This window comes from Pseudomonas sp. 2 (assembly GCF_056627435.1).
The window spans coordinates 156,288-177,857 of the sequence record NZ_JBWXNG010000013.1; the positions used below are offsets into that span (position 1 = coordinate 156,288).

Annotated in this window: 20 protein-coding genes; 11 read left to right on the forward strand and 9 right to left on the reverse strand. The window is 60.2% G+C overall.

Features of this window, described 5'->3' with window-relative positions; all coding sequences use genetic code 11:
* Positions 1 to 44: 44 nt before the first annotated feature.
* Positions 45 to 902, reverse strand: a complete 858-nt coding sequence (locus AC1MEK_RS21190) for a glycine betaine ABC transporter substrate-binding protein (protein WP_480398230.1) — start codon at positions 900 to 902, stop codon at positions 45 to 47.
* A 55-nt stretch (positions 903 to 957) separates the two neighbouring features.
* Positions 958 to 2,214: a M24 family metallopeptidase gene (locus AC1MEK_RS21195; RefSeq protein ID WP_480398231.1), complete on the reverse strand. Its 1,257-nt coding sequence runs from the start codon at positions 2,212 to 2,214 to the stop codon at positions 958 to 960.
* A 205-nt stretch (positions 2,215 to 2,419) separates the two neighbouring features.
* On the opposite strand from AC1MEK_RS21195, the gene AC1MEK_RS21200 reads away from it, so the two are divergent.
* On the forward strand, positions 2,420 to 3,307 hold the full coding sequence (locus tag AC1MEK_RS21200; RefSeq protein WP_480398232.1) for a LysR substrate-binding domain-containing protein: 888 nt from the start codon (positions 2,420 to 2,422) through the stop codon (positions 3,305 to 3,307).
* Positions 3,308 to 3,335: 28 nt separating this feature from the next.
* Here AC1MEK_RS21200 and AC1MEK_RS21205 read toward each other — a convergent pair whose 3' ends face one another.
* The 3 genes from AC1MEK_RS21205 to AC1MEK_RS21215 form a co-directional block, all read right to left on the reverse strand.
* Complete coding sequence (locus AC1MEK_RS21205; protein ID WP_480398233.1) at positions 3,336 to 4,556, reverse strand: MFS transporter; 1,221 nt, start codon at positions 4,554 to 4,556, stop codon at positions 3,336 to 3,338.
* 79 nt (positions 4,557 to 4,635) lie between these two features.
* Positions 4,636 to 5,835: an MFS transporter gene (locus AC1MEK_RS21210; RefSeq protein WP_480398234.1), complete on the reverse strand. Its 1,200-nt coding sequence runs from the start codon at positions 5,833 to 5,835 to the stop codon at positions 4,636 to 4,638.
* 66 nt (positions 5,836 to 5,901) lie between these two features.
* Complete coding sequence (locus AC1MEK_RS21215; RefSeq protein WP_480398235.1) at positions 5,902 to 6,846, reverse strand: LysR family transcriptional regulator; 945 nt, start codon at positions 6,844 to 6,846, stop codon at positions 5,902 to 5,904.
* 163 nt (positions 6,847 to 7,009) lie between these two features.
* Here AC1MEK_RS21215 and AC1MEK_RS21220 point away from each other — a divergent pair, with 163 nt between their 5' ends.
* The 9 genes from AC1MEK_RS21220 (at position 7,010) to AC1MEK_RS21260 (ending at position 17,534) form a co-directional block, all read left to right on the forward strand.
* On the forward strand, positions 7,010 to 8,314 hold the full coding sequence (locus AC1MEK_RS21220; protein ID WP_480398236.1) for an MFS transporter: 1,305 nt from the start codon (positions 7,010 to 7,012) through the stop codon (positions 8,312 to 8,314).
* A 28-nt stretch (positions 8,315 to 8,342) separates the two neighbouring features.
* Entirely contained in the window at positions 8,343 to 9,584 is a 1,242-nt protein-coding gene (locus tag AC1MEK_RS21225; protein ID WP_480398237.1) for a Zn-dependent hydrolase, read from the forward strand.
* Complete coding sequence (locus tag AC1MEK_RS21230; protein ID WP_480398238.1) at positions 9,584 to 10,618, forward strand: histone deacetylase family protein; 1,035 nt, start codon at positions 9,584 to 9,586, stop codon at positions 10,616 to 10,618. The genes AC1MEK_RS21225 and AC1MEK_RS21230 overlap by 1 nt, the downstream gene beginning before the upstream one ends.
* 303 nt (positions 10,619 to 10,921) lie before the next feature.
* The gene (locus AC1MEK_RS21235; RefSeq protein WP_480398239.1) at positions 10,922 to 12,001 is read left to right on the forward strand and encodes a redoxin domain-containing protein; all 1,080 of its coding nucleotides are present in this window, start codon (positions 10,922 to 10,924) and stop codon (positions 11,999 to 12,001) included.
* A 143-nt stretch (positions 12,002 to 12,144) separates the two neighbouring features.
* Positions 12,145 to 12,897 (forward strand): SDR family NAD(P)-dependent oxidoreductase, encoded by a 753-nt coding sequence (locus AC1MEK_RS21240; RefSeq protein WP_480398240.1) that lies wholly within the window; start codon positions 12,145 to 12,147, stop codon positions 12,895 to 12,897.
* Positions 12,898 to 12,929: 32 nt separating this feature from the next.
* Positions 12,930 to 13,553 (forward strand): TetR/AcrR family transcriptional regulator, encoded by a 624-nt coding sequence (locus tag AC1MEK_RS21245; RefSeq protein ID WP_480398241.1) that lies wholly within the window; start codon positions 12,930 to 12,932, stop codon positions 13,551 to 13,553.
* Positions 13,554 to 13,640: 87 nt separating this feature from the next.
* Positions 13,641 to 16,475: a PAS domain-containing protein gene (locus AC1MEK_RS21250; protein WP_480398242.1), complete on the forward strand. Its 2,835-nt coding sequence runs from the start codon at positions 13,641 to 13,643 to the stop codon at positions 16,473 to 16,475.
* Positions 16,475 to 16,846, forward strand: a complete 372-nt coding sequence (locus AC1MEK_RS21255) for a response regulator (RefSeq protein ID WP_480398243.1) — start codon at positions 16,475 to 16,477, stop codon at positions 16,844 to 16,846. Before AC1MEK_RS21250 ends, AC1MEK_RS21255 begins: the two co-directional genes overlap by 1 nt.
* 28 nt (positions 16,847 to 16,874) lie before the next feature.
* Positions 16,875 to 17,534 (forward strand): response regulator transcription factor, encoded by a 660-nt coding sequence (locus AC1MEK_RS21260; RefSeq protein ID WP_480398244.1) that lies wholly within the window; start codon positions 16,875 to 16,877, stop codon positions 17,532 to 17,534.
* A gap of 123 nt (positions 17,535 to 17,657) precedes the next feature.
* On the opposite strand, the gene AC1MEK_RS21265 is transcribed toward AC1MEK_RS21260, so the two are convergent.
* Positions 17,658 to 18,044: a DUF6632 domain-containing protein gene (locus tag AC1MEK_RS21265; protein ID WP_480398245.1), complete on the reverse strand. Its 387-nt coding sequence runs from the start codon at positions 18,042 to 18,044 to the stop codon at positions 17,658 to 17,660.
* Between the two features lie 223 nt (positions 18,045 to 18,267).
* Here AC1MEK_RS21265 and yghU point away from each other — a divergent pair, with 223 nt between their 5' ends.
* Positions 18,268 to 19,134 (forward strand): glutathione-dependent disulfide-bond oxidoreductase, encoded by an 867-nt coding sequence (gene yghU / locus AC1MEK_RS21270; protein ID WP_480398246.1) that lies wholly within the window; start codon positions 18,268 to 18,270, stop codon positions 19,132 to 19,134.
* Positions 19,135 to 19,154: 20 nt separating this feature from the next.
* Here yghU and AC1MEK_RS21275 read toward each other — a convergent pair whose 3' ends face one another.
* The 3 genes from AC1MEK_RS21275 to AC1MEK_RS21285 are packed head-to-tail and all read right to left on the reverse strand — an operon-like array spanning position 19,155 to position 21,535.
* The gene (locus tag AC1MEK_RS21275; RefSeq protein WP_480398247.1) at positions 19,155 to 20,063 is read right to left on the reverse strand and encodes a LysR family transcriptional regulator; all 909 of its coding nucleotides are present in this window, start codon (positions 20,061 to 20,063) and stop codon (positions 19,155 to 19,157) included.
* Between the two features lie 58 nt (positions 20,064 to 20,121).
* Positions 20,122 to 20,430, reverse strand: coding sequence for a LysR family transcriptional regulator (locus tag AC1MEK_RS21280; protein ID WP_480398248.1), 309 nt, complete (start codon positions 20,428 to 20,430; stop codon positions 20,122 to 20,124).
* A 16-nt stretch (positions 20,431 to 20,446) separates the two neighbouring features.
* Complete coding sequence (locus tag AC1MEK_RS21285) at positions 20,447 to 21,535, reverse strand: NADH:flavin oxidoreductase (RefSeq protein ID WP_480398249.1); 1,089 nt, start codon at positions 21,533 to 21,535, stop codon at positions 20,447 to 20,449.
* Positions 21,536 to 21,570 lie beyond the last annotated feature (35 nt).

Consider the following 21,570-nt stretch of genomic DNA (forward strand, 5'->3'; position numbering starts at 1 on the left):
CTGGACCTTGCTGCGTGCAATAGGGCGAATCAGCCCCGGATACGCTATCTGAGCCAGCCTTCGACAGCCGACCTGTTGGCATCGATCCAGGCGCGGGCCCCTTTTTCAGGCGAGGTCGCGCCATTTTCGTTGATGGTCGCCATCAAGTCGCCGAGGGATTTCTCGTCCATTTTCCACTGCTGCAGCCACTGCTCGGCTTGCGGGTGTTCTGCCTTGAAGGACTGGGCGGCGATACCGTAGATCGAGTCGGTGGCACCGAAGACCTTCTTCGGATCGTCGAGGTAGCGCAGGTCTTTCTTGGCCCAGACCCAATGCGGCTTCCACAGCGTCACGACGATCGGCTCCTTGCGTTTCATGGCCCGATCCAGCGATTGCAGCATGGCGGCTTCGGAGGAGGGCAGTAGCGTGTAATCGAGGTTGTACTCGGTCATCGCCTTGTCGGTCAGGCCCATCAACCCGGTGCCCGCATCGATGCCGAAGATGGACGAGCGACCACGCCATTGAAACTCGTCCTTGTGCGCGTTCAGCTCATCGATGCTTTTTATGTTCACGTAGTCGGGAACGGCCAGCCCCAGATTCGCTTCGGCCAGCCAGGGGCCGATGAGCTGGACCTTGTCCTTGATGCTGTCATAAGCCGCCTTGTCGGAGGCCGGCAGCCAGACTTCGAACGACACGTCGATCTTGCCCTGGGCCACGCTGTTGTAAAGGATGATCTTGCCTGCGTTCTGCAGGGTCACGCTGTAGCCCTTCTCTTCAAGGATGAGTTTCCACAGGTTGGCGACGGCGATGTTCTCTGCCCAGCTGTTCACGCCAATGGTGATTTTCTTCGCGTCCGCTGCCTGGGATACGGCGCTCACGACCAGACATAGCCCCAGTAGCAACGCTTGCAGTTTTTTTATCATTTTGGATTGCCCTGTTTTTTTCAGACCGGATTCAATGCGGTTCACGCATCGGGGTTCAGCGCAGCAGTTGTTCTTCGAACGGGAACAGCGAGAGCAGCTGTGTGCCGGTCTCGGTCACCAGCAGTTGTTGCTCCAGCTTCACGCCTTCGCGGCCGCCTTCTTCGCCGATGTAACTCTCGACGCACAGCGTCATGCCAGGTTGGATCTCGCCGTCATAACCCGATGCCGGGTAGTCATGGTGGTGGTAGAGGTAAGGGTATTCCCCGGTCATGCCGCAGCCGTGGGCCGACAGGTAATAGCGGTTGGCATGGTATTTCTCGGGGATGTTCCAAGCCTGCTCGCTGTACTCCTTGAACGTCATGCCAGGCTTGATGATTGCCATGTTGTGCTGCACCTGCTCGTACGCCAGGTTGTAGAGGGTGCGTTGGCGCTCGGTGGGCGCATTGGGGCCGGCATGAAAGGTGCGGGAGAAGTCCGAGTAATACCCGTGGCAACCGACGACATCGGTATCCAGCGCGATCAACTGGTTGTCTCCGATCACATGGCTGCTGGTTTCCTGGAACCAGGGGTTGGTCCGGCTGCCTGCACTCAGCAGCCGGGTTTCCACGTAATCGCCGTCCTGCTCGATGATCGACTGGTGCAGCACCGACCACAGCGCGTTTTCCGTGATGCCGGGGCGGATGGCCTCGCGAAGCTTGCCGACGGCAAGTTCGGTCGCCCGCAACGACGCGACAACGCACTTCATTTCTTCGCTGGACTTGATCGCCCGCGCCATTTCGATGGCCTCCTGGGCGTCGACGATCCTGAGGCCGGTTTGGGCCATCGCGATCGACACGCCGGCGTTCATCCGTTCCATGCCGATGGTCGCGTTGCTGCCCACCAGCTCTGTCAGCGTGCTCAGCATCTCGGCCACCCAAGCCGTTTCGCGCGCAGCAATATGAGGCCCGGCAGCAACGAAACTGGCAGTGGACGATGCGCGGACTTCATCGATGGTTTCCAGGCCGTTGGCCAGGTGCTCGCACCCGGTGAACTCGAACAGAAGGGTCCGGTTGTCAGTGACGATCAGGTAGCGTGAAGGTGTATTGCGTGCGCAGAAAATCTGCATGTTGCGGGCGCCGGTCGCGTAACGGATGTTGACAGGATCGCTGATGATCAGTGCAGCGATGCCGCGCTTGCGCATCTGTTCGCGAACTCTGCCCAGGCGGTAGAGCCGCACGGCGCGCACGTCGATATCGTCGCTGGCAGCGATGCTGTCGAGCAGGTTTGCGTGTGAAAGGTCCGAGCGTTCGCGATGCCAATCCAGGGTTGTCATGTGGGTGTCCAGGCTCAAGGTTAACTGACGGTTATCAACGGCAGCGGATTTGGCAGAGCGTGGCGTGTGTTCTTTCATTCCGTCTTGGCCAGACTTTACAAGGCGTCTGTTCGAGGTGTACACAGACGGAAATTCATGATTCTTGACAACCTGAGGTTATCAAGTGAAGAGCCTTCGCCACCGTCTTCCATCACTCACCAGCCTCATGGCCTTCGAAGCTGCAGCTCGCGCCCTGAATTTTTCCCGCGCGGCTGAGGAGCTGCATGTTTCTCAGGCAGCGATCAGCAAACAGATCCGCCAGCTGGAAGAAACATTGGGGATCGCGTTGTTCGAGCGAAACGGCCGACGGGTGACGCTGTCGCCTCGCGGCAAGCAGTTGCTGGGCAAGGTCAGCACGTCGTTCAACTACCTGGCCGATGCCGTGGAGGAGATTCGCGCGCGGGATCAATGGCAGCCCATCACGCTGGCGGCCAACACCGCCACCGCCCATTACTGGCTCAGCGAAGTGATGCGGGAATTCCGCGAGCATCACCCGCATTTCTCGGCGAGCATCAGAATGATCACCTCGGATCACACCCGCGATCTGCTCGACGACAGTGTCGATCTGGCCATCGTCTACGACCCGGTCGCCCGCGAGAACTGGTCAGCGCAACTGTTGTTCGAAGAACAGCTGTTTCCTGTCGCCAGCCCGGATTACATCGCGGCCCATGCGCTGGAGAACGACCGGCCTGAAGCGCTGTTCAAGCTCAATCTGCTGGACTACGAGCGACTGGAACCGAACTGGATCAACTGGCGGGCTTGGTTCGGCTCGCTGGGTATCGATGCCCGCCAACTCAAGCCCACCGAATACGGCAACAATTACATCGTGCTGGTAGATGCCGCCACGCGCGGCCGGGGTGTCACCATCGGCACGCGCCATCTGCTCGATCAGGAACTTCGAAGCGGACGGCTGGCCCGGCTGTCGTCCCTCACGGTCAGCTCAGGCCGTGGTTATTACCTCATGGCCAATCAGGGGCGGCCGTATCGCGACGAGGTACATCAGTTGGGTGTGTGGCTGGCAGGGTACAGCCAGCGTGCAGTGGTGGAGTCCTGAATACCGCCCATGGGCCGACGCTCATCGATCAGCTTTCCTGCTCCGCCTCAAACGCTGCGGGCGGGCTCCGATCGCCCGCGCTTGCAAACCGCCACACAGCAAACGCCCCAAGCAGAATCGTCAGCACGGCCAGCAGCAATATCACCTGCTGCGTGCCGATGGGTGCAGCGAGCACTGCCACCATCAAGCCTGCCAGCGGCTGAGACAGATTGTTCAGCAGCGTGATCACGCCCACCGTCTTGCCGAAATCCTGCGGCGGGATCACGCGCTGGCGCAGGGTGCGCATGTAGACGTTGAACATCTTGTCGAAGCCTGTGATCAGCAGAAAACCCGCCACATAGCCGGGCAGGTTGGGACTCAGCGCGGTGATTGATGCGCCGGTTGCGATCATCGCGTATCCGACCCCACCGAGCACGCGCAGTGGCAGCGCGACCCGGGCGAGCACGAAGAGGATCGCGATGGTGGTGATCGCGCCAGCCGCTTGCAGCGCGGCGTAGTGATTCTTGTCGGCGCTGTACTGGCCGATGACCATGGCCGCCGAGGTCGCCAGGGTGACGCCGACGATCAGGTTGACGCCGACGGCCAGGGTGATGATTTTTTTCAGTTCGGCCAGGCGGCTGATGTGCCCGAATGCCGTCTTCAACGGCTGCAGCCAGAGGCCCGGATGCGAGACGGGCGGGTTGAGCGTGATACGGCTCAGGCGCTGCCACGCCCGCATGCTCAGGTCGGCCAACAGGAACAGTCCGGCCACCCCGAGTACCACCCAATGCCACGCCCAGATCTCCAGCAGCAACGCCGCCAGTAATGGTCCCAGCACCAGCCCGGTCTGGTCGGCGATCTGCGAGTAGGACAGGGTTTTGCTGTAGGTGTAGTGCGGGAAAATCTGTGGCATCAGCACCTCGCGCGCCATGATGCCCTGGGTGGTCAGCACGCCGCACAGCGCCGACAGCGCCACGACCCAGCCGATGCCGCCAACCACGCCATACAGCGCCATCGCCAGCACGCAGAGCAGGGCGCGGTAGACCTGGCTGACGTGCAGAATCCTGACCGGCGAGTACTTGTCGCACAGCGCGCCGCACAACGGGAAGGCGAGAAAGCGGGGCAGCGATTCAACAAAGAACGCCAACCCCGCCCATGACGCACTGTGGGTGGACTGGAACACCACCAGCGGCACGATGAACAGCAGGATCTGATCCGCCAGCCTTGAGAGAAACAGCGAGATGAAAAACGCCAGGTCATCCTTGCGCACGGTGAACTCCTGTCAAGGGTCGCGGACGGTTTTGCAAGGCCGTCCGGCAACCTGAAATCCTGTTTCTGGCCGAATGCACTCAGGCCGTGGTCGGCTTTCTGGAAAGCGAGAAAATCGCATAGGCGCACGCCAGCAGCGCAATCACGGCGGTGCAGGCAAAGGCGTCGTTGAACCCGGCCACGGTGGCCAGGGCACCGACGATCACCGCACCGACACCGGTGCCCAGATCGAAGGTCACGTTCCACAGCACCGAAACATGGGGCAGCCGTTCGATACCGGCCGCCTTGAAGGCGTACACCATCGTCGCGCTTTGCAGCCCGCCGTAGGCCACGCCGATCAACACGCTGCCCGAGTAAAGCAGGGCCGGGAAGGACGTCGGCGGCGCCATGAACAGCGACAGCGTGAGCATCGCCAGGCCGCCGAGGAACATCACGCACAGCAGGGCCAGCAGGGTCAGGTGATTCATCCGGTCACCCAGCACACCAAAGACCCATCGGGCCGGCGTGGCAAACCCGGTAATGCACAGCAGGGTGATCGATGCCGTGGTGATGTCGACCGAAATCTGGTTGGCAAAGGTGAAGATCGCACCGCCCGTGCTGGTGGCCACCAGAAGCAGCAACAGGGCCGGCAGGATAATGCGCACCGTGGAAAAATACGAAGCACCTGCCGATTGAGCCGCAGTCTTGTGCTCGCTCATGTGCTGTTTGAGCAGGCCGCCCAGGCGGTGCACAAACACCAGGCCCAGCACAGGCAGTGTTGCCAGCAGCGCGACGGTATGACTGCCCAGAGTTTTATCGATCACCGGGGCCGCCGAGATGAAGATCAATTGCGGCGTCGCCATGGCCAGCCCATAGATGCCAATGGCCGCGCCTCTGCGTTCGGCGGGCACCAGCATGGCAATCGCGGTGGCACCGCCGACCGTGAGGATGCCGAAGCCCACGCCGCGAACGGCATTGGATAACAGGATCAGCGAGTAGCCTGACGACACCAGTTGCAGCCCTGCGGGCAGGCCCAAAGCAATGAGCCCGATGGCCAGCGTGCGGCTCCAGCCGAACTGCTTCACCAGCCGGTTCATCGCGAACTGGCTGAGGATGGTGAACGCCATCAGGATCGTGGTCACACCGCCGGCGGCGGCTTCGCTCGCACCCCGGGCAATCGCCCAGGTCGGCGACAACGGCAGCAGGATGCTGAAACTGGTTAGCCCCAGAATGACCATGATCAACAGGGGAACGACACCCTCCATCTGCAAGATAGGGCGCGAGGGTTGGGTTGCCGTCATGGTTGAGCCTTGAACTGGGTTTTATTGTGGGTGGCGCTTCTGGTGGGGCATCTTATCTGAATCTTGTTAATCCGAATCTGCGCTGTTGGCCGACAGCCGCGCGATGAATACCGTTTCGGCCGGGCTCATCTTCTGCTCGCGATTCCACAGCAGGTGGATGTCCACGTCGGCGATTCCCTCTCGTGGTGGCAGTCGCCACAGCAGGCCCTTTTGCTCATCCTCGGCCACCACATGCTCGGGCAGGCAGCCCAGGCCATAGCCGGCGATCACCAGCCTGCGCACCTCTTCCAGGCTCGGCGACGAGGCCACGATCCGCCCGCTGAAGCCCTGCTGATCGCGGAAAATGGTCAGTGGCGACAGCATCCCGCCGATCTGGTCGCTGGTGAAACTCACGAAGTTTTCCGACTGCAAATCGCTTTCGCTCAGGTTCTCCCGCCCGAACAGCCCATGGTTGCGCCCGCAGTAGAAGGCGTAACGCTGACGCAGGAACAGCCGCTGCTCAAGCTTGGGTTGCGGCCGACGATTCAGGCTCAAGCCCAGGGTGGCGGTTTTTTCCAGCAGCGCGGCGACGATGTCCGAGCTGCGCATCACGTCGATTTCCAGATCGACCCGCGGATGGTCGCGATGAAAGTCGGCCAGAAACCGGTCGAAACGCTCCGAGACGATCCGGCTGATCATCAACAGGCGTACCTTGCCGATCACTTCATCACCCGGCTGCTGCAGGACGCTGCTCAGGTGCGACACCTGGCCGTACATCTCGCCGGCGATGGCGAAGATGTGCTCGCCGGCTTCGGTCAGGGCAAAGCGCGGCCGGCGTCGGGCGATGAGTTGGCAATCCAGTTGTTGTTCGAGGCGCTTGAGGGCCTGGCTGACTGCCGGTTGAGTCAGGTGCAAGCGCGCGGCGGCGCGGCTGATGCTCAGCTCCTGACCGATGACGCGAAAGGTGCGCAGCAGGTTCCAGTCCAGTCGGTCGTTGAGCAGCGGGTGGATGTCGCGGCGAGGCTCGGTCACAGGAGAAGTCTCGATCATAAGCTGTGTTTATAGTTTGAATAATAAATAGAAAATTGACTAATCATAGGCCTGCCGCGAAAAATCACTGCAATCCAATCGCCATCAGAGCGAATCGCAACCGCTTTTCTCCTGCCAAAAAAACAACCCCAAAGGAGCCTGACCCATGAAGCCTTCCGCTTCGCCCCAGCCACGCCGTGCTGCGGCCGCCGCCTTTATCGGCACCATGATCGAGTGGTACGACTTTTACATCTACGCCACCGCAGCGGCACTGGTGTTCGGCCAGCTATTTTTCCCGTCCGACGATAAACTGTTCAGCACCATGGCGGCGTTCGGCACCTTCGCCGTGGGCTTCTTCGCGCGTCCCTTGGGCGGCGTGGTGTTCGGCCATATCGGCGACCGGATCGGCCGCAAGAAGTCGTTGGTCATCACCCTGGTGATGATGGGTGTGGTGACCGTGTGCATCGGCCTGCTGCCGACCTATGCGCAGATCGGCGCCGCCGCGCCGGTGCTGTTGATTCTGCTGCGGGTGGTGCAGGGCGTTGCGGTCGGTGGCGAGTGGGGTGGGGCGGTGCTGATGGCTGGCGAACATGCGCCCAAGGGCCGGCGCAATTTCTTCGCGTCGTTCGCCCAGTTGGGCAGCCCGGCGGGCCTGATTCTGTCGCTGCTGGCCTTCAGCGCCGTGACCCGTTTGCCTGAGGCCGATCTGATGAGCTGGGGCTGGCGCCTGCCGTTTCTGGCCAGCGCGCTGCTGCTGGTGGTGGGGCTGGCGATTCGTCTCGGGGTCAGCGAGTCGCCGGAGTTTCTCGCCGAAAAAGACCAGCAAGCCAAAGCCGTGCGCAAGGCGCAGACACCGGTGCTGGAAGTGCTGAAAAGCTCCTGGCGCCCGCTGCTGCTGTGCATTGGCGCCAACACGTTGGGCATCGCCGGCGTCTACTTCACCAACACCTTCATGATCGCCTACAGCACCCAACAGCTGGGCCTGCCGCGCTCGCTGATTCTCGAATGCCTGTTTTTCGTGGCGATCATCCAGTTCTGCATCCAGCCAGTGGCCGCCTGGGTGGCCGAGAAGATCGGCGCGACGCGCTTTCTCTGCGTCATGACCCTGCTGGCCATGGCCTCGCCGTACCCGATGTTCGTACTGGTCAGCACTGCGCAGGCGCCGTTGATCATCGCTGGTATTGCCCTGGCCGTGGTGTGCATGGCGTCGTTCTACGCAGTGATCGCCGGCTACGTCAGCGGCATGTTCGAAACCCGTGTGCGCTACACCGCGATCTCCCTGGCGTATCAAATCTGTGGCGCGATCGCCGGCGGCCTGACGCCGCTGATCGGCACCTGGCTGGCCCACCAGTACAGCGGCCAGTGGTGGCCGATGGCGGTGTTCTACAGCCTGATCGCGGCGCTGTCGCTGGTCTGCGTCCTGGCCTTGTCGCGCCGCCATGCCACCGCTCAGCGCCTGGAAATGGCCTGACACGTTCTACGATTCAAGGAGTTTGACGATGTTGAAAATCAATGGCGAGCGCCTGTGGGCGAGCCTCATGGCCATGGCCGAAATCGGCGCCACGGCGCGCGGCGGCAGTTGCCGCCTGGCCCTGAGTGAAGACGACAAGGCCGGCCGCGAGCTGTTCGCCCACTGGTGCCGCGAAGCGGGCCTGACCCTGAGCGTCGATCGCATCGGCAACTTGTTCGCCCGCCGTGCCGGTACGGAGCCGGATGCCGCGCCGGTGATGATGGGCAGCCATCTGGACACGCAGCCCGAAGGCGGCCGGTTCGATGGCGTGTACGGCGTGCTGGCCGGGCTTGAGGTGATTCGCCGCCTCAACGACCTCGGCATTCAGACTCGCAAGCCGCTGGAGGTGGCGGTCTGGACCAACGAGGAGGGCGCACGCTTTACCCCGGCCATGCTCGGTTCGGCGGTGTTCACCGGCAGCCTGTCGCTGGAACAGGGCCTGGCCTCGAAAGACGTCGACGGCATCAGCGTCGCTCAGGCGCTGGCCAGCACCGGTTACAACGGCGAGCGCCCATTGGGCGGCGCGGTGGATGGCTACTTCGAGGCGCACATCGAGCAGGGCCCGATCCTGGAAGACAACGGCAAGAGCATCGGCGTGGTCACCGGGGGCCAGGCGATTCGCTGGCTCGACGTGCGCGTCGAGGGCACCGCCGCCCACGCTGGCACGACGCCAATGAAGCTGCGCAAGGATGCGTTGTACGGTGCCGCTCAAATGATTCAGGCGCTGGAAGCGCTGGCCAGCGATTTCGCCCCCGAGGGCCTGACCACTGTCGGCGAATTGAGCATCGCCAAGTCGTCGCGCAACACCATTCCAGGCCTGGTCAACTTCACCGTCGACCTGCGCCACCATCGCGATGAAGCCATCGCGGCCATGGAGCAGCAGGTGCGCCTGCGTTTGCAGGACATCGCCGATCAGCGCGGCCTGCAGGTCAGCGTCGAGCCGCACTGGATCAGCCCGGCGACGCCGTTCGATGCCGAGTGCGTCGCGGCCGTGCAACAGGCCGTGGACGCCCTGGGTTACGCCCAACAACGCATCGTCAGCGGTGCCGGCCACGACGCGATTCACCTGGCGCGTTTCTGCCCCACCGCGATGATTTTCATTCCCTGCGTCGGCGGCCTGAGCCATAACGAAGCCGAAGACGCCTTGCCCGAAGACGTTCGCCAGGGCACCGATGTGCTGCTCAATGCCGTGCTGGCCCGCGCCGGGCGTGTCGACCAAGGAGACCTGTGATGCGCAGTTTCTTTCACCCTGAACAACTCTTGCACCACCCACGCAGCTACTACTCCCGCGGGCAGATGCGCACGCCCCAGGAAGTGCCCGAGCGCGCACAGAATCTGCTGAAAGCCGCCCACGCATTGGGTTTCGAGATCCAGCAACCGGCAGATTTCGGCCTCGATCCACTGCTGGCGGTACACGGCGCGGCGTATCTGGCGTTTCTCGAAGAGGCCTGGTTGCGCTGGAAGGAAGTGCCAGAGGATTGGGGCGATGAGGTCATGTCGAACATTTTCGTGCGTGAGCCCAACGCCTTGCGCGGGATCCTCGCCCAGGCCGGCCGTTACCTGGCCGATGGCAGCTGCCCGGTGGGCGAGATGACCTGGCGTTCGGCGTACTGGTCGGCGCAAAGCGCAGTCGCAGCAGCCCGAGCCATCAATGACGGCGAGCCCGCGGCCTATGCGCTGTGCCGGCCACCGGGGCACCACGCCCGCGCCGAAGCGGCCGGCGGCTTCTGCTACCTGAACAACGCCGCAGTCGCCGCCCAAGTGCTGCGCGAGCGCTTCCCGCGCGTGGCGGTGCTGGACACTGACATGCACCACGGCCAGGGCATTCAGGAGATCTTCTACGCCCGCAACGATGTGCTCTACGTCTCGATCCACGGCGACCCGACCAACTTCTATCCGGGCGTGGCCGGGTTCGACGACGAGCGCGGTGAAGGCGAAGGCGAGGGCTTCAACCTCAACCTGCCGATGCCCCATGGCGCCAGCGAAGACCTGTTCATGGAAAAGCTCGAACAATCGTTGAGCGCCGTGAAGGATTTCCAGGCCGATGCGCTGGTGCTTTCCCTGGGTTTCGATATCTATGAGCTGGACCCGCAAAGCAAGGTCGCGGTCACCCAACAAGGCTTCGCCAGATTGGGCGAACGCATTCGCAGCCTGGGGCTGCCCTGCGTGATCGTGCAGGAAGGCGGGTATCACCTGGAGACGCTTGAGAGTAACGCCAGAGCGTTTTTTCAGAGTCCTGAGGCGTGGCTTGTTTCGCCTGCGTAAAGTCGGTCTCGGAAAATAACCTGGCGTCCTCGCCAGAAATGCGATTCAGGGGCCGAGCGCACAATCGGCCTGAACCGGGCTATCGTCGCAGCACCTTCTCCATCAAGTCATCTGGAGGTCAGTGTAGGGGAGTGGGGGGCAGTAGAGGGGAAGTCTGCTTTTGGATTCAACCGATCAGCCCTGACTTATCACGACCAATACCATGGTGCGATCGCCACTCCCGCGAAGCCCGGCTTTAATCTCTTGCAAAAACGGTAGCGTCAAACGCTCCTGTTACGTTTTTCACGCGAGATGACGACGTCCATGAAGTGCAACAGCTTGCCAGTGAACCTGTTGATTGCCGCCAGCCTGATCAGCGCACCCGGGATCTACGCCGGGGAGTTGGGGCTTGAGCCCGTATCCTCCCAATCCCGGGTCGCGATTCCGACCGCAGCCGCTCATCGTTTCGGGGGGGTAACGCGTTGGCTCAATACCAGCGCCTCAGGCGTCGGGGACCTTAGCGGGAAAGTCGTGGTGGTCAACTTCTGGACGTATTCGTGCATCAATTCCTTGCGCCAGATGCCCTACTTGCGTGCCTGGGCAGACAAATACGAATCCAAAGGACTGGTCGTGATCGGGGTGCATTCTCCGGAGTTCGGGTTTGAGCACGATATCGAGAACGTGCGACGCGGTATTCAGGAGGCGGGAGTCGATTATCCGGTGGCGGTGGATAATGAACATCACGTTTGGCAGGCATTCGGCAACAATGCCTGGCCTGCGCTCTACTTCATCGATACCCAGGGCCGTGTGCGCCACGTCTACATCGGTGAGGGCGACTATGCTGCATCCGAGCAAGTCATTGAACAGCTGCTGCGCGAAGCCGGAAGTCATCAGCCTGACGGTGAGCCGGTGTCCGTGACGGCTCAAGGGGTCGAGCTTGCCGCTGACTGGGACAATCTGCGATCACCGGAGACCTATGTCGGTTATGGGCGCGCCGAACGGTTTTCCTCAGCGGCAGGTATTGTGCAGGACCGCACTCACCGCTACGCATTGCCTGCGAACCTTCCATCCAACCGGTGGGCCTTTTCCGGAAACTGGCGGGTGGGCGAAGAATCCGCCATAGGGCAACAGGGCGCAAGTAAAGTCGTTTACCGCTTCCATGCAAGGGATGTCCATTTAGTGATGCGGTCATCATCCGGTGCTCCGGTCCGTATACGTGTAACACTGGACGGAAAAGCCCCGGGCGCAGCGCATGGCGAAGACACTGACAGTGACGGAAATGGCATCGTCAACACTGCCAGGATGTATCAGTTGATTCGTCAGCCTTCCCCGATAATCGATCATCAGATCGAGATCGAGTTTCTCGATCCCGGCCCGGAACTCTACGCGTTCACTTTCGGTTGAATGCCCGGGTCACCGGTGGCGGGTCTGGGCATCAGGCGACTCCCTGTTATGGATTTATTTATCTATTAAAGATTGCCTTGTAGCTGATTCTGTGGCGTAAATAGATACGTTATAGATAAATTAATCCAAAATAGGTCTCCCACATGTCTTCATCATCACAACGATTCACCGGCAAGGTAGCCCTGATTACGGGCGGCTCGCGTGGCATTGGGGCGGCTATTGTCCGTCGCCTGGCATCCGAAGGCGCAGCCGTTGCGTTTACCTATTCCTCGGCCGCCGACAAAGCAGAAGAGCTCGCACAACACATTCGGAACGAGGGTGCAAGAGCGCTCGTGATCCAGGCGGACAGCAAGATTGCGGAGGATATTCAAAGGGCCGTAGCCACGACGGTTGAGCATTTCGGTGCATTGAACATCCTGGTCAACAATGCAGGGATTCTTGGGCTCGGCATGGTCGACGATTTCACCGTCCAGGCGCTTGATGAGATGTACGCTGTCAACGTGCGCGCAACCTACGTTGCCGCTCAGGCCAGCTCTAAAGTCATGAATGCCGGGGATCGAATCATCACCGTTGGCAGTGTTGCCGGACAGCGTTCGGGATTTGCCGGTTCAAGCGCATACTCGATGACCAAAGCCGGGATCGCCGGTATGATTCGCGGCCTTGCGCTGGATTTCGCGCCACGCGGTATAACGGTCAACAACATTCAGCCGGGGCCAACCGCCACCGATATGAATCCCGCTGACGCGCCGTATATGGCTCAAGTCATCGGGTTGGTGCCGTTGGGACGCTTGGGCACACCCGACGAGATCGCGAGCATGGCTGCGTTTTTGGCAAGCGACGACGCTTCCTTCATTACGGGTGCCAGCTTGACGGTCGATGGCGGCTATCTGGCCTGATCTTTCAACACTCTTCATCGCCGAGGCGCGCCATGGCCAGACCCAGACAGTTCGACCGAACCCATGCGTTGCTGCAGGCGATAAGAGTGTTCTGTGACAAGGGCTATTCAGCCGCATCGACGGACGAATTGATGCTGGCGATGCAACTGAGCCGGCAGAGCATGTACAACGCATTCGGCGACAAGCGCAGCCTGTACATCGAGGCCATGCGTCAGTATCAGGCCAATAGCATAAAGGACCTGATCTGGCGCTTGAACAAGGACGCCACCCCACTGCAGTCACTGCACAACACCCTCATTTCTTTCGCTTCACGCGAGGAACGGGAGGGGAGTGCAGGATGTATGGGGGTGAATGCGATTTGTGAGTTCGGCCTTCGTGATGAGGAACTCAATCAGCTCAATGAGAACTCCGCTCGGACGCTCAACGCCGCATTTGAGCGAACCCTGAAGCAAGCCGTTGAGGCAGGTCAGTTGCAGGCCGATACCGACATCGCCGGGGCCTGCGACTTCCTGATGGCAACACTGAGCGGCATGAAAGTCAGCGCTAAAGGTGGCGCAACCCGTCAGCAATTGAACAGGATTGCAAGCTTTGCGTTGCAAGCGCTTTCACCCGTTACCCCGGAACCTGATCGTATCCAGAAAGCGTCTATGGCCTGAACAATCATCCGAGACCCAAGTATGATTGGCTATTGCCAGCAATCGATGCAGTCTCGGCGACTGGCGTTACACATCGACGGAATCATCATGGACAGTGAATTGCAACGCGTCGTGGATGCGCTACCAGGCATGGTGTGGACTGCAACGCCGGACAGCGCTGTTGATTACGTGAATGAAGCCTGGTGTGCGTTCACTGGCCACACGCTGGCAGAGTCTGTGCGCGGGGGATGGCAGGGAGTCCTCCATCCGGATGATCACGTTCATTTCATTGGTTGGTGGCATGTCACGACGTCTGAAGGTGTTCGACGGGAACTAAGAGCCCGCTTGCGTGGGCGGGATGGACGTTATCGCTTGTTCTCTTTACGCGCCAACCCGCTGCGAAACCCGGAGGGCAACGTCGAGAAGTGGTGCGGGCTGTGTTACGACATCCATGATGCCGACAACTCGGAAGCCAAACTTGGGCTGGACCCACTTTCAATCATCAACTGCATTCCAGCCATGGTGGTCTTCATGACCCCTGATGGTGTTCTGGAAGTCGCCAATCAGAAAAATCTGGATTACATCGGTGCATCTTTCCGGGAACGTAAGGAGTGGGAAGGATCGGATCTGATCCACCCGGACGACTTGCCGAGAATGCTTGAGCTGTGGAGCATTTCTCTTGCCACGGGTGCACCTTTCAACATGGAGCACCGGATACGCGTTGCCAATGGCGAGTACAGGTGGATCGAGAGCCGTGCACTACCCGTTAGAAATCGAGACGGAGAAATCCTCCGTTGGTGCGTACTTCAGGTTGAGATCGAAGAGCAGAAGCGGGACAAAGCGCTGATCGCAAAGGCGCTGGCGGAGGTCCGAAGTTCAGAGTATCGGCTGCGAAACCTGATCAACGCTGTCCCCGGTTTCGTCTGGAGTGCCGCCCCCAATGGCTACGTGACTTTTCTGAATGACCGCTGGTATGAGTACACCGGCATGACCATCAGGGAAGCAAGCTCCGGTGGCTGGAGGCGGTTGCTGCACCCTGATGACCTGCAGGGCCTGGGTGCCTACATTCAGGATCGACTACGCACAGGCGCACCCGGTGAATACGAAGCCAGACTGCGCAGACATGACGGTGTGTACCGCTGGTTTCTTATCCGGGGAGTACCCCAGGAAGATGAAAATGGAGCGGTGTGCTGGTATGGCGAAAACACCGATATCGAAGACCGCAAGCGCGCCGAGATGCTGCTCGCAGGCGAGAACCGACTACTGGAGCTGATGGCGGACGGCACGCCCCTGCCCCTGGTTTTGAAGACGTTGTGCGAACTGGTCGAAGAGACCATAGACGATTCTCTCTGCAATATCGTATTGGTCGACTTGAAAAGCCTGGAGCCTCGTGAGGACGCTCTTACCCGGTTGAAACTGGGTGCCGCACCCAATACGCCCGCTGACCTGATGGTCGCCGCCGATGGCAGGGTATTGAGTGCTTCGGCATGCCCCCGCGCGTTGAGCGCCACCGAAAACACACACGTCATAGCCTCCGATCTCGAGCAGGAAACACGTTGGGCGAACTGGCGGTCAACCATGCTTTCCCATGGGTTGAAGGCAAACTGGTCATTACCGATACTGGTCAATGGCGAGGTCGCCGGGGTGCTTTCGATTCTTCGTCGGATGACAGGGGAACCCTCGCAGGCTCAGCAAAAACTCATTGCTCAGTTGGCCCATCTTGCGAGCATCGCGATCGACACGGCACGCAATGAAGTGGCGCTCAAGCAAAGCCAGGACTTCATGACCCGAGCTCAGAGGCTCAGTTCAACGGGGACGTTCTCCTGGTCTGTCGATACCGATGAGGTCAGCTGGACGGAAGAAGTCCACAGGATTCTCGGGCTGGACACGCAGGTCAGACCTGCATTCAACGCGCTCTATGCACGCGCTCATCCTGACGATACCGCCCTCCTGAAAGAAACGATCAGGCGCCACTGCCGCGAGGGTCGCGACTTCGAGCATCAGTATCGTCTTCTGCTTCCCGATGGCGTGCTCAAGCATGTCCATCTGGTCGCCCATGCCATCAGGAACGCCGACGGGAGCCTGGAATTCATCGCCGTGCTGCAGGATGTCACTCAGCGACGGCATTCCGAGGAAGCCCTGGATAAAGTCCGCTCCGAATTGGCGCACCTGGCCCGGGTGGCAACACTGGGGGCGCTGACGGCATCCATCGCGCACGAAGTGAACCAGCCGTTGGCGGGTATCATCACGAATGCCAGTACCTGTATGCGTATGCTCAGTGCCGAGTTGCCGAACATCGATGGCGCCAAGGAAACGGTACGGCGCACGCTGCGCGACGGGGCCCGTGCGGCAGACGTGATTAAACGACTCAGGGCGCTTTTTTCAAAAAACAGCATCACGATAGAACGTGTCGACCTCAACGAGGCCGCTCAGGAAGTCATCGCGATGCTGATGAACGAACTACAGCGCAGCGCAGTGGTGCTGCATCCCAGCTTTTTCGACCAGCTACCCTCCATTCAAGGCGACCGGGTACAACTGCAGCAGGTCATCCTGAACCTGATTCTGAACGGTATCGAAGCCATGGGGGAGATCAAGGGGCGTGCGAAACAGATGTGGATCAGCACCGATCTCGATCACTCGGCACATGTGTGCCTGACGGTCAGAGACAACGGCGATGGATTTGAAGTCGAGGATGCTGAGCGGCTGTTCCATGCGTTCTACACGACCAAGCACTCGGGCATGGGGATTGGATTGTCCGTTAGTCGTTCCATCATCGAAAAGCACGAAGGTCGACTATGGGCGACGACAAACGAGCAGGGGCGCGGTGCAACATTTCAGTTTGCGATCCCGCAACGCCTGGAACGATCCGGGGCGGCAATCATCAATGACGAGTTGGCGCCGTTTGAAGGAAACGGGCCCCGTCAGACTCTGGAGAGCTGTTGATGATTACTCCGCTGCTGGTATCGGTTGTCGATGACGATGAATCGGTACGTGAATCGCTGCCTGACTTGCTGAGAGAGTTTGGATTCAACGTCAGAGCATTTGCCTCTGCGCTTGAATTCTTGTCCTCGGAGATCCTGGAGGTCACCAGTTGCCTGATTCTCGACATTGCGATGCCCAGAATGTCCGGACCTGCTCTGCAGATTGAATTGATCCGGCGTGGTTACCGTATTCCCATCATTTTCATCACTGCCCAGGAGGATTATGCTCAGCACGCTCGTTTAATCGACCTGGGTGCAGTGGACTGCTTGACGAAACCATTCAGCGAAGCAGCGCTGGTGAGGGCGCTAAGTGCGGCCCTGCCAGTGAACTGAATCAAGGACCTACGACTGGATTGTTCTAATGACTACGCTCAAGTTGCCTGTACTCAGCCCTCGATCTCCCAAGGTTGAGCCACGTCGCATAGTGTTTGTCGTGGACGACGATATCTCCGTACGCGAGTCCCTGGAGTTGCTGATCACGTTTAATGATTGGGAAGCAAGAGTATTCGAATCAGCGCAGCAATTCCTTGAACACCCCCGACCACAGGCCCCCAGCTGCCTGATCCTCGACATCAATCTGCCGGACCTTAACGGGCTTGATTTGCAGCGGACCATTGCGAACGAACAACCCTGTTTGCCCATTATCTTCATCACAGGATACGGTGATATCCCGCAGACGGTGCGAGCGATGAAGGAGGGAGCGGTTGAGTTTCTGACCAAGCCCTATGATGACCAGGTGTTGCTGGACACCATCTCGGCAGCGCTTGAAAGCAGTAGCGCCTCGCTTGTTCACGAGCATGGATTGCGTAGGGTGCAGGATGCCTATGCCACCCTGACGCCGCGAGAGCAGGAGATTTTTCATAAGGTGGTATCGGGACGTCTGAACAAGCTGATTGCCGATGACCTGGACATCAGCATCATCACCGTCAAGGCTCATCGAGGCAAAGTCATGCGTAAAATGAACGCGCGCTCCGTAGCCGAACTGGTCAGGATGGCCGCGATGTTGGCACCGACGAATTAAAGAACGTGATCAAGTTCAGCTTGCCCAACGGCGGTCAGTCAGGGCCTGAATTAACAACAAGTCGCTATGTAGCTGCGCTCGCGGCTCCGGACAATCAACCCCGCACTTGATCCGCATTGTGTTTCATGGCCGAACGGTTGATGGCGAGCGAGGCGTCAAGATGGCCAGGGCGACCGCCACGATGAGGAGCGCCGGTACGTCACCGGCCAGATGGCCCATTTGCTCCGGCTGGATGATCGCCTGTACAGCCATGATTGCGCCGTGTACGCCACTGGACCACACGGTGAACCAGATCAGGCTGCGATGGGCCAATGGATCGCGTGCGGCCAGGATCAGGAACACGCCAAGTGTGGCGTAGATGCCAACGATCATCATCGGGTAGTCCGAATGACCGGTGTGCCAGGCCCAGCCGGACGGCCAGAGCTGCATCAGTGGGTAGAGCGCGAGGCAGGCGATGCCAGCCAGCAGCAGAACGGCGCGCAGGTACCTGAGGCGATCAGCTGTGTTCATGGCGGGATTCTCTCCATCTGCTCGACGGGTACGGCCGTGGATCAAGCATAGCTGCGCAGGCATTGTGAGTAACAGGTTCGGACAGACGCAGCAGGTATTGGTACGTTCGGCGCGACATTGTTCAGTCGCTTGAAAAGACTATTCGCCCCCGCCGCGTTTATCCCCACTTCAGCCACAGATAAGGTTTCCCTGACGAAACGCTTCAACGATCAGGAGTAACCCCATGACCGATCCCACCCAACACAATCAGCCCGCTGGCTACCTGCCGCCCAAAGTCTGGGTTCCGAAAACCAGCTACGGCGGCCAGTTTTCCGGCATCAACCGCCCCGAGTCCGGTGCAAGGTTCGACCAGCCGCTTCCGGTCGGCCAGCACCCGATACAGCTCTATTCTCAGGGCACGCCGAATGGACAGAAGATCACGATCCTGCTCGAAGAGTTGCTGGCGGCGGGGTATTCCGGTGCGGAGTACGACGCCTGGCTGGTCGACATTTTCCAAGGCGATCAATTCTCCAGCGGTTTCGTCGAGGTCAACCCCAACGCGAAGATTCCTGCTCTTGTAGATCAGACCACTGACCCGGCCACGCGGGTGTTCGAGAGCGGCTCGATTCTGGTTTACCTCGCCGAAAAGTTTGGCGCGTTTCTTCCGCGTGAAGGGAAGGCGAGGGTCGACACCTTCAACTGGTTGATGTGGCAGATGGGTTCTGCGCCTTTCGTCGGTGGCGGCCTGGGCCATTTCTACGCCTATGCGCCGATCAAGATCGAGTACGCGATCGATCGCTACGCCATGGAAACCAAACGACAACTGCACGTGCTCGATACCCACCTGGCATCCAATGAGTTCCTGGCGGGCGATATCTACACCATTGCCGACATGGCGGTCTGGCCGTGGTATCCGGGGAGTTTGTTTGGCGTTTACGGCGTTGATGAGTTTCTCGCCGTCGAGCAGTACACCCATCTGCTTCGCTGGTACCACGCGATCGCTGCGCGTCCGGCGGTCGCACGTGGGCGGCGGGTCAATCGCACCTCCGGCGCGCCGGGAGAGTTCTTGCGCGAACGGCATGCCGCTGCTGATTTCGATGCATTGGCCTGAGCGTGGAGGTTGTCGTGACGTCACCCCAGCGCCGGGTGCGCCGCGAACAACCGTCCCGCCCACTCAGTGAATGCCCGCAGCTTGGCCGACTGATGACGGTTCTCGGGGTACATCGCGTACACGGGAAGAGGATCATTCTCCCAACCATCCAGTACCGGAATCAGCCGACCATCCTGGATCATCGGTGCCATCAAGTGTTCTGCCATTTGCACGATCCCAAGCCCGGCCACACCTGCTGCTGCGTAGGCATAGCTGTCGTTCAGGGCAATAGGCGAGGTGAGGGCGACCTGGATGCGTTCCCGGTCACGGATGAAGCACCAGTCGAATATCTTCCCATTGCGTGCCGAGAAATAATTCACGCAGTGGTGATTGACCAACTCGTCTGGATGTTGCGGTTCGCCGTGGCGTGCAAGGTAGGCAGGGGACGCGCAGGTCAGGTAGCGCATCGTGCCGATACGCTTTGCGATCAATCGCGAATCGGCCAGTTGTCGCCCGCCGCGAATGGCGCAATCCACCCCTTCCTCAACCAGATCGACTTGCCTGTCACTGCAGCCCAGTTCCAGGTGAATACCTGGGTAGGCTGCGAAGAACTCGGGCAGGGCAGGGATGATCACTTCACTGGCGAGCCAGGTCGGCGCGTCCACGCGCAATCGCCCCGAGGGGTTGAGCCGATTATGGGTCAGGGAGTCTTCGGCTTCGCGTATGTCCGAGAGAATGCGCAGACAATTATCGTAATAGGCTGAGCCTTCGGCGGTCACGCTGACATGCCGGGTCGTTCTGTTGAGCAGCTTTGCCGACAATGAACGTTCCAGTGCCCCCATTAATGTAGAGACCGTGGCTTTGGGCAGCTTCATGTTCTCGGCCGCGCGGGTGAAGCCGCCGGCATCCACCACCTGGACGAACACTTCCATCGCTTGCAGTTTGTTCATGGTGAATCCTCAAAGCGTTTCGACATCGTTCAATTGAGCGCAAGGAGCGGGCCGTGCGTTATTTCAGCGCTACCAGTGCCGACAGCACAGCCATGGCGGGCATGAGTTCCCGAGCAATCATCTGCGCTCTGCACGTCGGCTTCAGACGCCGTCCGCAGATCACGAACAAAGGATCGTCAAAGCGCACCCGCAACTTGCCGAGTACGTTGCTCACGGCCGGTTGGGTGACCTTCAATACCTTCGCCGCCCGAGATACGCCTTGTTCCTGATAGACCACAAGGAAGGTGACCAGCGCATTGAGATCGAACTTGTGAAAGACGCTCACATCGATGCTCGTCTCGAGGCTGTCGATCGCGATGGTTCGCATGATTGCCTCCCAGGCCTCAACGGCTTCCAGGCACGACGAAGCTTTGCCAGCCGCGCATATGGTTGATAAAGCGCTCGCTCAAGCCACCTGAGCGCAGGTATTGCGCGGTGACAGGCAGTGCCGGGCTGTCGTAGTGCGGATTGGCCTGCACCTGCAGTGGAAAATCACGCTGGAGAATTCCCGCGCGGCCAATCAGTACGAAGTCGCTGCCTTCTTCGAGCAGCTGCGCGGCACGCGTGGCACTCATGATCTTTCCGGCGACTCCCAATCGTACCCGGCGACGGGGGAGTTCAGTGAAAACCTCCAGCATGCGCCGGCCTTTGAAGTCGCCCTCGCGGACGATTTGCGCGCTGTCCCACAGCGCAAGGTCGAGGTAGTCGATCAGTTCCCGATCAAGGATGTCGGCGGTGACCTCACGCAGTTCCTCCAGGCGCAGCCCGTAGCGCTCGATCGACAGGCGCCAGCCGATCTGGAACTCGGCACGGCATGCCTTGCGAATGCCCTCGATCACCTCAAGGGTCAGTCGTGCACGGTTCTCAAGGCTGCCGCCGTACTTGTCCCTGCGATCATTGAGCAGCGGTGACATGAACTCCGAAAGGATCCAGCCGAACGCGCCATGCAAGGCCACACCATCGAACCCTGCGCGCTCTGCACGCAATGCGCCTTGAATGAAACTGTCGCGAATGCGTTCGACTTCTTCTGTGGTCAAGGCGCTTACACCGGGCACCGTGTCGTTCGAGGCGGGAGAGGGAACCCCGCCAATCAGCGGGTTGGCGCGGTGGCCTGCATGGTGCAGTTGCACTGCAGAGAGGCCACCGCCAGCGCGTACGGCACTCGCCATGCGTGCGAGCCCGTCCAGTTGGGCGTCAGAGAAAATGCCGAGCTGGCGCTCGAAGCCGATACCGCCGGCCTCGACGTGTGCGGCGCAGGTCTGCACCAGGCCGTAGCCCGCGTTACCGACCTGTTGCATCCAGTCAATGTCGAACGTTGAGGCGCTGCCGTCGTGTTCGCTTTGCTGATTGGTGAGCGGCGCCAGCATGAAACGATTGCGCATGGCGGGGCCGTGCAGCAGGGTCATGGGTTCGAACAATGCAGAGGTGTTCATTGGTGGGACTCCAATCAAGGACGAGCGTGGGCTCG